Here is a 13,847-nt window from a genome sequence, read left to right on the forward strand (position 1 = left end):
TTTCACGACCATGGACCTGCATTCCGGCGCGCGGACCTTCTCCGTGACCTCTCCCGTCGACGGTTCGACCTACACGACGCGTGCCTATGCCGACGGCGCCGCAATCGAGGCGGCGCTCATCCGCGCCCGTGCCGCCTTGCCGTCCTGGCGGCGGATAAAGCTGGCCGACAGGCTGGCGATCCTGCTGCGCTTCGGCGAGGAGATGAAGGCGCGGGCAACGCCGCTGGCCGAGATGGTGGCATGGCAGATCGGCCGGCCCTTGTGGCAGGCCGACGAGACGCCGCGCCTGGCGCTGGTCGGGCAACTGCTTGCCGACATCGCGCCGGAGACGCTGGCCGACGTGCCTTACCCCTCGGACGAAACCCTCCGCCGCTATGCCCGGCCGACGGCGGGGGGCCTGCATCTGTCGATCTGCGCCTGGAATTACCCGACCGCCATGCTCGGCTATCTCGTCACGGCGCCGCTTGCGGCCGGCAATGTCGTGATCTTCAAGCATTCGCCGCAGACGCCGCTGATTGCCGAGCAGGCTGAGGAAGCCTTCCGTGCCGCCGGCGGTCCCGAGGGCGTGTTCCAGAGCCTGCATCTCGATCATGCCGATGCCGAGCGCCTGATCGCATCGGGCGCCTTCAACGCGGTGAACTTCATCGGTTCGGTCAATGGCGGCCGGCGCGTTCATGCCGCCGCCGCCGGCACCTTCACCCAGGTGCATCTCGAACTCGGCGGCAAGGATCCGACCTATGTCCGGGCCGACGCCGACCTCGAGGCGACGATCCCGCAGATCGCCGAAGGCACCTATTCCAATGCCGGGCAGTCCTGCTGCTCGGTCGAGCGCATCTATGTCGACAAGGCCATCCATGACCGCTTTGTCGAAGCCCTGGTTGCCGAGACGGCGAAATGGACCATCGGCCATCCCTTTGACGAGAAGCCGATGATCGGCCCGGTGGTGCGCGCGAGCGCCGCCGACACGATCCGCGATCTCACCGAACAGGCGGTGCGGGCAGGGGCCCGGCGCCTGATGCCGCAGGACGGCATCGCCAAGGCTTCTGGCCTCGGGACCGCCTATGTCGCGCCGGAGGTGCTGGTCGGCGTCGACCACAGCATGCAGATCATGCGCGACGAGCTGTTCGGGCCGGTGGCCTGCGTCCAGTCCGTCAGCGGCGACGAGCAGGCGATCGGCCTGATGAACGACAGCGATTTCGGCCTCAGCGCCAGTATCTGGACCAGGGATGTCGAGCGCGGCGTGGCGCTGCTCGACGACGTCGAGGCCGGCACCGTCTATCTCAACCGCTGCGACCACGCCGACCTGCACCTGCCCTGGGGCGGCATCAAGAATTCCGGCCTCGGCCGCACCAATGGCCGCGCCGGCCTGGCGGAAGCGACAGCGGCGAAGGCCTATCATGTCCGCTCCGTCATCGGTTGATCCGGGGAGTGGCAAGATGAACGTGGCGAGCCTTGCAGGGCTTGATGATGCGACCATCACCACGCTGGCCGCGGCCGGCGTCGAGCGGCTGCGCACGGAGGCGGCCAGCCCCTATCTGCTGATCGCCGAACATGCCGGCAATCTGGTGCCCGCGCCATGGCATGATCTCGGCCTGGCAGTGCCCTATCTCGGCACGCATTTCGCCGTCGACATCGGCGTCGACGCCTTGACGCGCCGGCTCTCGCAAACGTTGCGGGCGCCGGCCGTGGTCGCGCATTATTCGCGGCTGTTCCTCGACTACAACCGCCCGGCCAGCGAGTGGGACTTCATGCGCCCGGATCTCGGCGGCATTCCGGTGCCCGGCAATCTGGCGCCCGACGCGACCGACCGCCGGCTGCGCACCCTTGTTGCCTGGGAGCCGGTCGAACAGGCGGTCATCGAGGCGGCGGCGGGCAGGCAGGCGCTGATCTCGGTGCATTCCTTCACCCCGGTGATGGGCGGCGTGCGGCGTAACGTCGACATTGGCGTGCTGTGGCGGGAGCCGTCCCCCTTCGTCACCTCGGTGCTGAAAACCCTTGGCGCGCAGGGCGCGGAGGCCGGGTTGAGGATCGGCGACAACGAGCCGTACGACTGGCGTCAGGCCGTCGGCTACACGCTGAACCGGCACGGGCTCGCGCAAGGCAGGCCCTGCCTCTATCTCGAAGTCCGCAACGACCTGCTTTCCGATCCGGAAACATTCGAACTCGTCAGCCGCACCCTGGAGGGTGTCTTTGCCACCGTAGCGATGTCGTTATGGCCGAAACCAGCCATAGCCGTCTAAAGGCTGGACGCCCCCATGCCACGCCGCTAGAGCTTGTCGAATTGGAAACACGACAGCCAAGGGCGTGGGCGATGCAGGGCAGTGTGGGCAGCAAGATCCGTGATGCGCGCAAGGAACGCAACATCACGCTGCGCGACCTCAGCGAACGCTCCGGCCTTTCGGTGTCGCAACTGTCGAAGCTGGAGAACGGCAAGGCCCGCCTGACGGTCGACGTCGCGCTGATGATCGCCGGCGTGCTGCATGTGCCGGTGGCATCCTTCCTGTTCAGCCCGAAGCCGGGCATGCAGGCGCGTCGCTCGATCACGCGCGCCGGCAGCGGCATCCTACATCAGGGCAATGCAATGGAATTCGAGGTCCTGTGCAGCGATTTTCGCGACAAGACCAACATTTTCTGGCGCGTCACGCTGCGGGCGAAGAGCTTCGAGGAAAATGGCGGCTGGCGCAGCCATTCCGGCGAAGAGTTCATCCACGTGCTCAGCGGCAACCTGGAACTGCACACCATCCACTATGATCCGACGGTGCTGCAGCCGGGCGACAGCATCCTGTTCGACGGCGAAATGCAGCATGCCTATGTCGCCCTGGGCGGCGAGCCGGTCGTCATGCTGATGTCGAACACGGTGCCACGCGACGGGCTTCCCGCCGGCGCTGGGGCCTGATCCTGGTCGGTCGGACCGGGTGGAATTCCGGTCGGAACAGGCAGTGCCTCAAGAATATTTTCTAAAATGGAAAAAAATACTTGTTATGGAAAAGTCGGAGGTCTAGCATCCTGTTGACCGGCCGACAGGAGAAATAGCCATCGGCCGGGATGGGAGATGTGACCGATGCTGTCGGTTGAGTCAGTCAGCAAGACCTTTGGCGGCGTGCAGGCGTTGCGCGGTGCCTCGCTGTCCTGCGAGGCCGGCGAAATCCTCGGCCTTATCGGCCCCAACGGCGCCGGCAAATCCACCCTGATTAATGCCATCTCCGGCGTGCTCAAGCCCGACACCGGCAGTGTCCGACTGGCAGGCAGGGAAATCACCGGTCATGGTCCCGAATATTGCGCACGGGCGGGAGTCGCGCGCACGTTCCAGACCATTCGGCTGTTCAGGGAATTGACCGTCCGGCAGAATGTCGAGGTCGCCCATATCACCTGCCAGTCCGTTCGGCCGGATGCCGCGGCACGCATCGGCGTCGACCAGTTGCTTGCCCAATATCAACTGGACGGCTTCGCCGACGTTCCGGCCGGCACGCTGTCCTATGGCAGCCAGCGCCGGCTCGAAATCGCCCGCGCGCTGGCGCTCGGTCCGTCGCTGCTGCTGCTCGACGAGCCGGCCGCCGGCCTCAATGAAGGCGAGTCCGAGACGCTGGCGCTGGCGATCGAGGGCATCCGCCGCGATGTCGGCTGCGCCACCATCGTCATCGATCACGATCTGCGCTTCATCAACCGGCTTTGCGACCGGCTCTGCGTCATGGACCAGGGCCAGGTGATCGCCTCCGGGCAGACCGAAGCAGTGTGGCGCGATCCGCGCGTCATCGAGGTTTATGTCGGGCAGTCCGAGACATCGTGACGGCGCCCCGGAACGGCAACAACAAGGGAGAAGGAGGGGTTCAATGGACAAGATGATTCTGGGAGCCGCGGTCGTCGCGGCGGGACTTTCGCAGGTGGCGCATGCCGGTGCCGCCGACCTGAAGATCGGGCTCGCGGTGGCGATGACCGGCACCTACGCACCCTACAGCGAGGCCGAAGGCGCGCGCTGCATGGCCGACGGACTGAACAAGGCCGCGGGCGCCGGTGATCCCAAGATCGAGCTGATGATCGAGGACAATCGTTCCGATCCGCAGCTTTCGGTTTCGCTCGGCCAGAAATTCCTCGATGCCGGCGCGCAGATCATCACCGGCGTGCCATTCCCCGACGCGCTGATCCCGACCGCGCAGATCGCGGCGCCTTATGGCGCCACGGTCTTCTCCGCGCCGAACACGCAGCTCGAGATGCAGCAGGCCGGCCTCGACAATTTCATCGCCGGCGCGGTGCCGGATCCGATCAACGGGGCGGCCACAGCCAACGCGCTCTACGGCAAGGGCGCGCGCAGCGTGGCGCTGATGGTCTCGCCCGATGCCGGTTCCTATTCGGAAAAGCTGCCGGAATGGTTCGGCGAGGTGTTCGAGCATCTCGGCGGCAAGGTTGTCTCCAAGCTCAACTATTCCTGGGGCACCACCGACTGGTCGCCGCAGATCGCCAGCATCAAGGCCTTGCCGCAGAAGCCGGACGCCATCCACATCTGCGGCGTGCTGCCGGATGTCGGCATTTTCATCCGCCAGTTGCGCGCCAATGGCTATGACGGCTGGGTCGCCGGCTGCGACGCCTTCGACGACAAATCGCTGGAAGGCACCGTTGGCGATCCGGCGTCGCTGGAAAAGGTGATGTTCGCCACCCATGGCGCGACCGGCGTCGACAGCCCGATCGACAAGTTCCTGGCCCAGTGCAAGGCCGATGGCTACAAGATCAACGGCATCTTCGACGCACTCGGCGCCGACATGGTGCAGATCAGCTACGAAGCGGCGAAGAAATCAGGCACCGTCGAGCCCGCCGCCTTGCGCGAGGCGATCCGTGCACCGGGTGGCTATCCCGGCACCACGGCGCCGGTCATTTCTTTCGCCGAGAAGAAGGGCTACCCGGTCAAGGCGGTGCCTGTGATGGGCTTCTCGAACGGCAAGCGGGTGCTGATCTCCGATACGCCACCGACCTTCGTTCCGGCGCTGAACTGAGGCAGGCAGGTCAAGTGATGATGGATCGAGCCTTCGCAGCGCAGGCCCAGTCGTGCTGACGGTCGACAATCTGATCGTTCGCTACGGCGCGGTGACGGCGGTGCGTGACCTCAGCCTGAAGGTTGGGCGGGGCGAGCTTGTCGCCCTGCTCGGTCCCAACGGTGCCGGCAAGAGCTCGACCATCAACGCACTGACTGGTCTGGTCACGCCGGCCTCCGGCCGCATCGTTCTCGACGGCCAGGACATCTCGCGGGTCCGCACCGAGGACCGCATTCGCGCTGGGCTGACCTCGACGCCGGAGGGCCGGCACATCTTCGCCAATCTGACGGTCGGCGAGAACCTGCGGCTCGGTGCGGCGACACGGCGTGACCCGAAGGGCGTACGCCAGGACATCGAGCGCTTCCTGGCGCTGTTTCCGGTGCTTTCAGAACGCTACGGCCAAGCGGCCGGCACGCTTTCGGGCGGCGAGCAGCAGATGCTGGCCATCGCCCGGTCGCTGATGTCGCGGCCGAAGCTGCTTCTGCTCGACGAACCGTCGCTCGGGCTGGCGCCGAAGATCGTGGTGCAGATCTTCGATTTCATCGGCGAGCTCAAGGCGGAGGGGCTGACGCTGCTGGTGGTCGAGCAGAACGCCAAGCAGGCGCTTCGTTTCGCGGACCGCGTCTATGTCGTCAGCGCCGGTACGCTTCGCCACAGCGGCCCGCCGGCAGGCCTCGCCGACGAACACGGCCTCTTCAATCTCTATATTGGCGGGTAGGCGGCGACATGGACTATGCCTTGCAGCAGCTTCTCAACGCGCTGGCTTTCGGCGCGGAATATTCGCTGGTCGCGCTCGGCCTCGCCGTGGTGTTCTCGATCATGGGCCTGGTCAATTTCGCGCATGGCGAAATCATCGGCGTCTCCGCCTACAGCGTGCTCCTGGCGGCGGCCCTTGGGCTGACGTCGCCAATCGTCGCCGTACTCCTCGCCGTTGCCGCCGCCGCACTGGCGGCGATAGCCTTCGAGCGGGTGGCGTTCCGGCCGGTGCGCTACGCGCCGACGACGACAGGGTTGCTGACCGCTTTCGGCGTCAGCATCGTCGTGCAGAACCTGTTCATGCTGCTGATCTCGCCAAAGCCGCAGTCAGTCTCGATCCTCAACGGGTTGAACCAGATGTGGTTCTTCGGCCCGTTCGCGGTGTCGTCATTGCAGGTGATGGAACTGGTCGTTTCCGGCCTCACCATTCTGGCGCTGGTGCTCTTCCTCAACCGCTCGACGCTTGGTCTGGCCATCCGCGCGGCATCGCGCGATTTCGCCACCGTGCGGCTGATGGGGATCAGGGCTAACCGGGTGATCGCAACGGCCTTCGCGATTTCGGGCGCGCTGGCAGGCATCGCCGCCGTGTTCATCATCGCGCGGCGTGGCAGCGTCTCGCCCGATCTCGGCTTCAGCCTGGTGCTGAAGGCATTCGTCGCTTGTGTCATCGGCGGCTTCGGCTCGCTGCCGGGAGCGGCGGCTGGCGGCATGCTGCTCGGCTTCATCGAGGTTGGCCTGCTAGTCGCGCTGCCGCAGGAATATGGGGGCTTCAAGGATGCGCTCACCTACGTGATCATCGTCGCGCTGCTTGTCTACCGGCCGGAAGGCCTGCTCGGCCAGCGGGTCGAACTCGGCGACAAGGAGATTTGAGGGTGGCGAGATTTGAAGTGTCGCAGGCAATCGAAAGTACCGCGCCTCCTGCCGCCGCCGTCGCGCAACCCGGCGGTTCCCTCACGCGGTCGCTGATCGGCGGGCTGGTGACGTCGCTGCCGGTGCTGATGGTCGGGTTGCTGATCCTGAATTTCGCACCGACCTATTACACCTATCTGGCGCTCGGTGCCTTCGTGAACCTGATCGTGGTCGTTGGCCTGCAAGTGTTCATGGGCAACAGCAACATCGCCAATCTCGGCCATAGCGCCTTTGTCGGTCTCGGCGCCTATGGCGTCGCCATCCTCTCCACGCCGCTGGCGATGAAGAAGCTGTCGATCCCCAATGCACCTTTCGGCTTCGCGACGCTGCAGCTCGATCCGGTATCGTCGGCGCTCATCGCGCTTGTCGTGGTCGGCATCCTTGCCGCCGTCAGCGGCAAGGTCATCAGCCGCCTGTCGGGCGTCGCGGCGACCATCGTCAGCTTGGCGCTGCTGATCATCGTCCATTCGGTGTTTCTCAACTGGACCGATCTGTTCAAGGGCAATCAGGCCTTCTTCGGCATTCCAAAGGTGGTTGGCCTGCCGTGGATGATGGTGTTCTCGGTCGTGGTGATCGTGCTGGCGCGGCTGTTCAAGGACAGCCGCTGGGGCCTGCAGCTGAGGGCCAGCGCCCAGAGCCCGCAGGCCGCCGCCGCACTTGGCATCGACGCCCGGCGCCTGCGGCTGATGTCATGGGTGCTGTCGGCGCTGATCTGCGGCCTGGCTGGAGTGCTCTACGCCTATTTCGCCGGCACGATCAGCCCCAAGCTGTTCTACTTCCAGATGATTTTCAACACGCTGGCGATGCTCATCCTGGGCGGCATGGCGACGGTGACAGGTGCCGTGACCGGCGTCATTGTGCTTTCGGTCGGGCTCGAATTCATCCGCAGCATCGAATCGGGCGTGACGATCGCCGGCATCCAGCTGCCGCAACTGCTCGGACTGTCGGGCGTGGCGCTCGGCGTCGTCATCGTGCTTTGCATGGCCTTCCGGCCAAGCGGCATCAGCGGGCGCTACGAACTCGACGAACTCTTGTCGCGATTTTTCAGGCGCAGCGCGAAATAGCGCAGCCCCTTGGTTTTCCTGGTGGAGGTTTGAACGTGGAATTTGAGGACAAGGCCGCGGAATACGCGCCGAAGCTTGAGGCGTTGCAGCGCGAATTGGCATCGAGCGGGGTCGAGTTTATCGAGGTGCACACGGTCGACACATCAGGAGCGTTCCGCTCGAAGATCGCGCCGCTGAAACTCTCGACCTATGGGGAATCGATCAACGCCATCCTCTATTGTGTCACCCATGGCGACGGCCAGCCGATGGGCGATGTCGCCTTCGCATCGCCGAGCGCCAATGAGGAGAACGGCTTTCCCAACATCAAAGGGATCATCGATCCGGCGACCGTCGTCCGCCACGGCTGGAAGCCGAAATTCGCCTCGGCCATCACGCGCTCCTACATGCTCGACGGAGCGGTCTGTCCGTTCGATCCGCGCGGCGTGCTGGCTCGCGTCGAGGAACGCGCCAAGGCGCTTGGCTACGAGCCGATGTTCGCGCTCGAATACGAGTTCGGCATCTTCCACGCCGACCACGACCTGATGCGCGCCGGGCGCTACCGCGAGCTGAAGCCGTGGGGGCATTCGCTGATCAACTATGATCTGGTGCGCAGCGGCGAGTACCAGGATTTTGCCGCTGAATTCATCACCCGCATGAAGAGCATCGGCATCGGCGTCGCCTCGCTGGTCACCGAATATGGCTATGGCATGTATGAATATGCACTGACGCCGAAGAGTGCGCTGCAGGCGGCCGACGACGCCATGCGCGCCAAGCTGCATCTGCGCGAACTCTGTGCCGAACGTGGCCTGGTCGCCACTTTCATGACGCGCTTCCAGCCGCCGGGCAAGGAAAGCGCCTGCGGCGCGCATCACCATGTCAGCCTGTGGCGCGACGGCAAGCCGGCCTTCGCCGCCGGCCCGAACCGGCTGACGCCGGTCGCCCAGAAATTCCTCGCCGGCGTGCTGAACCGGATGAAGGAGACGCATCTCCTGTTCCGGCCGACGGTCAATTCCTACCGCCGCTTCGACCGTGGCGCCTGGTCGCCGGAAGACGTCGCATGGGGTTTCGAGAACCGCACCGCGCCGATCCGCGCCATCACCACGCCGAACGACGGCGCCTGCCGGCTGGAGCACCGTGCGCCGGGAGCCGACATCAACCCTTATCTGTCGATCGCGGCGATTCTGGCGGCGGGCTGCGAGGGTATCGAGAAGGAGCTGCCGCTCGAAGCGCCAGTGACATCGAACCTCGCCAATCTCGACAAGCCGAAACTGCCGCGCACGTTGAACGCCTCGATCGAGGCGTTCGCCGCATCAGACTTCTGCGCCGACGCTTTCGGCGAGACCTTCCGCGACAATTACGCCGAGAGCCGGCGGGCCGAGCAGGCGGCTTTCGATGCCTGGCAGGCGTCGCATATCACCGACTTCGAGTGGCAGCGCTACTTCTGCTCGAGATGCAAAACGAAACCGGCCAGCTTTCACCGGCCGGTCTGGCTGGAGCCTGATCAGATCAGCCGCAGACGCGGACCTGCTCGATCACCCTGTGATGGTGGCGCCAATGCTTGATCAGCTCGATATGGCAGCGGTGATGCCGGTGATGGCGACGGTACTGGCCGTCATTGTAGTCGCCGTATTGCACATCGCTGTTCTGATCGTTGCCATACTGGTTGTCCTGGTTGTCATAGATCCGCCGGTCATGATGGCGGCGAATGACGATCTGGCCGTTGTCGGACTGGTCGTCCGGTGAATACTGGTTATTGTCGTCGGACTGGATAATCACGCTTGCGGCCTGCGTTGGCGCTATGACGGCGGCTGTGGCGGCCAATGCCACCATGGAAGCCAGGAATAACTTTTTCATGTCTCGTCCTCTCGCGGTTTCAGCTACATCAACTCGCGGAAGGACTTAGCGTTCCAATAGCGACCCATAAGCTTTTCAGGGCGGAGGGCGTCAAGCTCGTCATCAACGGCTGGGGCCATGGCCCTACAAGCGAACAAACGCTGTCAGCGGCAAGTGATCCGAGGCAACCCGCGAAAGCGGCGTGTCGTGCGCTTCCACGGCCGAGATCATCCCGTGCCGGTTGGCCATGATGCGGTCGAGCGCCAGCAGTGGCAGGTTCGACGGGAAAGTGGGTACCGCCGGCGGCAGCGGTCCGAAGGTCACATGCAGCGTCTTCAGTGACGAGCGATTGCCAAGCCGCCATTCATTCAGATCGCCGAGCAGCAGCGTTGGCGTCTCGTCGGGGCTGTTCATGATATCCAGCACGACCTGGGCCTGCTGCGATCGCGACCGGCGCAGCAATCCGAGATGGGCCGCAATGACCCGCAAGGTCCGGTTTCCGTCAAGATCGATTTCCGCCACCACGGCGCCGCGCGGTTCCAGCCCCGGGAGCCTGATCTGATGCACGTCGCGAACGACGCCCTTCTTGAACAGCAGGACATTGCCGTGCCAGCCGTGCCCTTTGCCATTGGCCGCGATCGGCACCGGCACCAGGCCGGTTTCCAGTTCGAGACGGGACAGGTCGAGAAGCCCGACGCGGTCGCCAAAGCGGTTGTCCGCTTCCTGCAGTGCAATGACATCCGGGTCGATTTCGCGGATGACGCGGCTGGTCCGCTCGGGATCGAACTTCCTGTCGATGCCGATGCATTTGTGGACATTGTAGGAGGCAACCAGCGTTCCGGTCGTACCCGCCCTCTTGGGGGCGCTGGCGTTTGCCTTCTGCATCCGCCTGTCGCGGATGGACAGAAGCATGCTTGCCGGGAGGCTGCGTCCAGTTCTCTGCATGTCTGTGCTGCTCGTCCTTGCTGGCTTCAATTCAGAACCTGGATACCGTCAAAATAGAATCCGTCGGCGTATGTTCAATGACGGCGGGCTCCCGAACAAGCCAATCTTGCCTAGAGATAGGGTGAGCCGAGCCACAATACCCGGTCAAACAGTCGAATGAGGAACGGCCGGGCCCGCAAGGAGTCCAGCGTGACCGGCACTGCGGAGGCGATTGCCGACCCGATCCGCGTCTCGATCTCGCTGGCAAAGCCGGTGTCGAGGATCTCGAGGTCGATCTCGAAATTCAGCCGGAGCGACCGGGCGTCAAGATTGGAGGAGCCGACATAGGCCCACACGCCGTCGATCGAAAGCAGCTTCGAATGGTCGAAGGGCCCCTCCTTGCGCCAGACGCGGCAGTAGTGCTTGAGGACCTGATCGAGCTGCGCGGTCATCGCGCGATCGACCAGGAAGAGGTTGTTCACCGCCGGCACCACGATGTCGATCTCGACGCCGCGCCTTGCCGCGGTCGTCAAGGCGCTGATCAGTTCGCGGTCCGGCAGGAAATAGGGCGACATCAGGCGGATCGATTTGCGGGCGACTGAGAATGCGCCGATCAGCAGCTTGTGGTTGGTCTCGATGCTGGCGTCCGGACCGGACGCCACCGCCCGCACCAGCATCGGCAGGCCGGGGGCCGGCGTCAGCGGGGCAATTCGCCAGGCATCGCCCTTCAGCGCCTCGTTGCCGGCGAAGCGCCAGTCCTCGGCGGCGACCGAGAAGAGATCGGCGACAACCGGGCCGGTGACCCGAAAATGCGTGTCCCTGGCGCTGCTGGAGCCGGCGAACTCGGCAGAGAAGCTCTTGCGGATGTTCATGCCGCCGGTAAAGGCAATCGTGCCGTCGACGACGAGGATTTTCCGGTGCGTCCTCAGATTGGCGTAGGGCAGGCGCAGGCCCATGACGATGTTGCCGTTGAAGACATCGGCGGTGATGTTGGAATCGCGCAGATGCCCCAGGATGCTTGGCACGGAGTAGCGGGCGCCGACGGCATCGATCAGCACGCGGACGGTGACGCCGCGCTGGACTGCGCCGGCGAGCGCTTCGACGAAGCGCAGGCCGACGGCGTCATTGTCGAAAATATAGGTCTCGAGCAGGATGCTGCGCTCGGCTCCATCGATCGCGGCGCACATGGCGGCATAGGCCTCGTCGCCCGTCTCCAGCACCGTGATCGCATTTCCCGGCTTGAGCGGGCGCCGCGCCACCCTGTCGCCCAGTGTCCTCAAGCCGGTGAACCGTGGCCCGTATCGCTCTATGATCAGGGCCTCTTCAGCGGCGATGTCGCGGTCTTGCTTGGCGGATGCGGCGTCGTTGGCCAGCGGGCGCTGCGCGCTGATCGAGGCGCGACGAATGCGGTTTATGCCGGCCACGGCATAGATCAGCACGCCAAGGATCGGCGACAGCACCATCACGCCGACCCAGCCGGTGGCCGCGCGGACATCCTCCTTAGTCATGACGGCGTGGATAATGCCGACGGTCGCCATCACCACGGAGATGATCGCGAGGATTTGCGGCCAGTGAGTCGCCAGGGTCTGCAACATTGCCGGGACTATCCAGCGAGCGGTTGCAGAACGCAATGCGGCCGATCATGCCCAGCATGCTTGCCGCCGGCCTGGCCAGCGTCTCAGGCCGGAATCGGTGGCGCAGGATTTGATGATATCGGACAGGCGGCGATAAATACCCCAGCGCAGAGCCGCGTACCGGACAACTGGTCCCAGTGGGTCGGCGCGGAATCGGCGATCACGATGCCGAGGCCGGTGAAGACCCCGCCCAGGTTTCCGCGATGGCGACGATCGCGGCGTTGATCGGTCCGCTCGGGATCGTCGGCATCACCGACGCGTCGACGACAAAGATGTTGTCGAAGCCGTTCAGCCGCAAGTCGGGGTCGACGACGGCGTCGGCATCCTTGCCCATCCGGCACGTGCCGGCGGGGTGATGATGCGTGGAGGCTGCCTTGGCGATGAAAGCGTCGAGATCGTCGTCCGATTGCACGGATGATCCCGGCAGAACCTCCACGTCGCGCCATTCGTCCAGTGCCGCATGATGGCCGACCATGCGCGCGGTCTTCAAGGCCATCCGGAAAACCGTGCGGTCGTGTTCGGTTTCGAGATAATGCGGGTCGATGACCGGCGCATCTTTACGGCCCGCCCCGCCCGGTGCGATGCGCCCACGGCTCGTTGGATGGGTGACGCCGCACAGGATCGTGAAAGCGGATCCGTAGGACGGGGCATTCAGGCCCTCGGCCGCTGAGGGAGCGACGACGCAGCCGAGCACGATGTCGGGACTTCCCGCGGCACGTGTCAGGTCGTCGCTGTGCAGGTACATCAGCGATTCGGAGTGCTGCAGGCGGGATGGTGGCACCGGCTTTTTCGCGGCGTAGACATTGCCGAGCGCCAGCAGATGGTCCTGCAGGTTGCGGCCGACATCGCGCCGGTCGGCAAGGCAGCGGATCCCCGCCTGCTTCAGCGCGTCTGGATCGCCGATGCCCGACCGCATGAGGACAAGCGGCGAGGACACCGCGCCGGCACAAAGAACGATCTTGTCGGCGCAGACCGTCATGGGATCTCCATTGCAGACGACGGCCACGCCGGTGGCCCGGTGACCATCCAGCACCAAGTGCTCGACCTCGTGGGCCGTGAGCAAGGTCAGGTTCGGTCGCGCCATGACCTCCGGGGACAGATAGGCGTCGGCGACGCTCAGGCGCTTGCCGTCGCGGATGTTGAGTGAATTGGGGCTGGTGCCGACCAGTTCGCCGCTGTTGTGGTCGGTCAAAGTGGGGACCCCCATGGCTCGCCCGGCGGCGATGTAGGCACGCACGACCGGACTGACCTCGGCGTCCGGCAGATACACGTCCAGCGGTCCGTTCCGGCCGCGCGTCGGCGCGTCGAAGGCCGTGAAGGCTTCGCTGCGGACAAAGCCCGGCAACAGTCCTCGATAAGACCAACGTTCGCCGCCGGCTTGCGCCCAGGTTTCGAAATCATCGGGATGGCCACGCACATAGGCCATGGCATGCAGGCAACTCGAACCGCCGACGATTTTTCCGCGCGGCCATTCATGGACGCGGTTGGCGGTAAACGGTTGCGGCACGGTCCGGTAGGCCCAGTCGTAGGCGCGGCCTTGCAGCATCGTCCATTTCAGAGGGTCGGCGATATCCGGATCGGACGGCATGACGCCGGCCTCGATGAGGCCAACCTGGCACGAGCTGTCCTCGCTCAGCCGGCTGGCCACCACCGCCCCGGCGGATCCCGCGCCGACGACCAGCACATCGAAATGACGCGTCAATTTGAAAGTCCCCGCGAGCAGG

13 protein-coding genes are annotated in these 13,847 nt (G+C 64.8%); 9 read left to right on the forward strand and 4 right to left on the reverse strand.

Annotated features, from left to right (window positions below):
- The first annotated feature begins 10 nt into the window (after positions 1–10).
- The 9 genes from AC56QP_RS25115 (at position 11) to AC56QP_RS25155 (ending at position 9,294) form a co-directional block, all read left to right on the forward strand.
- Positions 11–1,420 (forward strand): aldehyde dehydrogenase family protein, encoded by a 1,410-nt coding sequence (locus AC56QP_RS25115; protein WP_489863022.1) that lies wholly within the window; start codon positions 11–13, stop codon positions 1,418–1,420.
- Positions 1,421–1,436: 16 nt separating this feature from the next.
- On the forward strand, positions 1,437–2,240 hold the full coding sequence (locus tag AC56QP_RS25120) for an N-formylglutamate amidohydrolase (protein WP_489863021.1): 804 nt from the start codon (positions 1,437–1,439) through the stop codon (positions 2,238–2,240).
- A 71-nt stretch (positions 2,241–2,311) separates the two neighbouring features.
- Positions 2,312–2,896, forward strand: a complete 585-nt coding sequence (locus tag AC56QP_RS25125) for a helix-turn-helix domain-containing protein (protein WP_489863020.1) — start codon at positions 2,312–2,314, stop codon at positions 2,894–2,896.
- 165 nt (positions 2,897–3,061) lie between these two features.
- Complete coding sequence (locus AC56QP_RS25130) at positions 3,062–3,787, forward strand: ABC transporter ATP-binding protein (RefSeq protein WP_489863019.1); 726 nt, start codon at positions 3,062–3,064, stop codon at positions 3,785–3,787.
- A gap of 43 nt (positions 3,788–3,830) precedes the next feature.
- Positions 3,831–4,985 carry an ABC transporter substrate-binding protein gene (locus AC56QP_RS25135; protein ID WP_489863018.1) on the forward strand — a complete coding sequence of 385 codons (1,155 nt, stop codon included), beginning with the start codon at positions 3,831–3,833 and terminating at the stop codon, positions 4,983–4,985.
- A gap of 52 nt (positions 4,986–5,037) precedes the next feature.
- Positions 5,038–5,742, forward strand: a complete 705-nt coding sequence (locus tag AC56QP_RS25140) for an ABC transporter ATP-binding protein (protein WP_489863017.1) — start codon at positions 5,038–5,040, stop codon at positions 5,740–5,742.
- An 8-nt stretch (positions 5,743–5,750) separates the two neighbouring features.
- A complete protein-coding gene (locus AC56QP_RS25145; RefSeq protein ID WP_489863016.1) occupies positions 5,751–6,650 on the forward strand; it encodes a branched-chain amino acid ABC transporter permease in 900 nt (299 codons plus the stop codon).
- A gap of 2 nt (positions 6,651–6,652) precedes the next feature.
- Entirely contained in the window at positions 6,653–7,753 is a 1,101-nt protein-coding gene (locus AC56QP_RS25150) for a branched-chain amino acid ABC transporter permease (RefSeq protein ID WP_489863015.1), read from the forward strand.
- A gap of 35 nt (positions 7,754–7,788) precedes the next feature.
- On the forward strand, positions 7,789–9,294 hold the full coding sequence (locus AC56QP_RS25155; protein WP_489863014.1) for a glutamine synthetase family protein: 1,506 nt from the start codon (positions 7,789–7,791) through the stop codon (positions 9,292–9,294).
- Here the strand turns inward: AC56QP_RS25155 and AC56QP_RS25160 are convergent.
- The 4 genes from AC56QP_RS25160 to AC56QP_RS25175 all read right to left on the reverse strand — a co-directional run bounded on the left by AC56QP_RS25160 (position 9,239) and on the right by AC56QP_RS25175 (position 13,825).
- On the reverse strand, positions 9,239–9,586 hold the full coding sequence (locus AC56QP_RS25160) for a hypothetical protein (protein WP_489863013.1): 348 nt from the start codon (positions 9,584–9,586) through the stop codon (positions 9,239–9,241). The genes AC56QP_RS25155 and AC56QP_RS25160 overlap by 56 nt on opposite strands.
- A gap of 123 nt (positions 9,587–9,709) precedes the next feature.
- Positions 9,710–10,510: an endonuclease/exonuclease/phosphatase family protein gene (locus AC56QP_RS25165; RefSeq protein ID WP_489863012.1), complete on the reverse strand. Its 801-nt coding sequence runs from the start codon at positions 10,508–10,510 to the stop codon at positions 9,710–9,712.
- 110 nt (positions 10,511–10,620) lie between these two features.
- Complete coding sequence (locus tag AC56QP_RS25170) at positions 10,621–12,084, reverse strand: phospholipase D-like domain-containing protein (RefSeq protein ID WP_489863011.1); 1,464 nt, start codon at positions 12,082–12,084, stop codon at positions 10,621–10,623.
- Between the two features lie 199 nt (positions 12,085–12,283).
- Complete coding sequence (locus AC56QP_RS25175) at positions 12,284–13,825, reverse strand: GMC family oxidoreductase (RefSeq protein ID WP_489863010.1); 1,542 nt, start codon at positions 13,823–13,825, stop codon at positions 12,284–12,286.
- Between the last annotated feature and the right edge of the window lie 22 nt (positions 13,826–13,847).

Source organism: Mesorhizobium sp. RCAM 05104 (genome assembly GCF_059683645.1).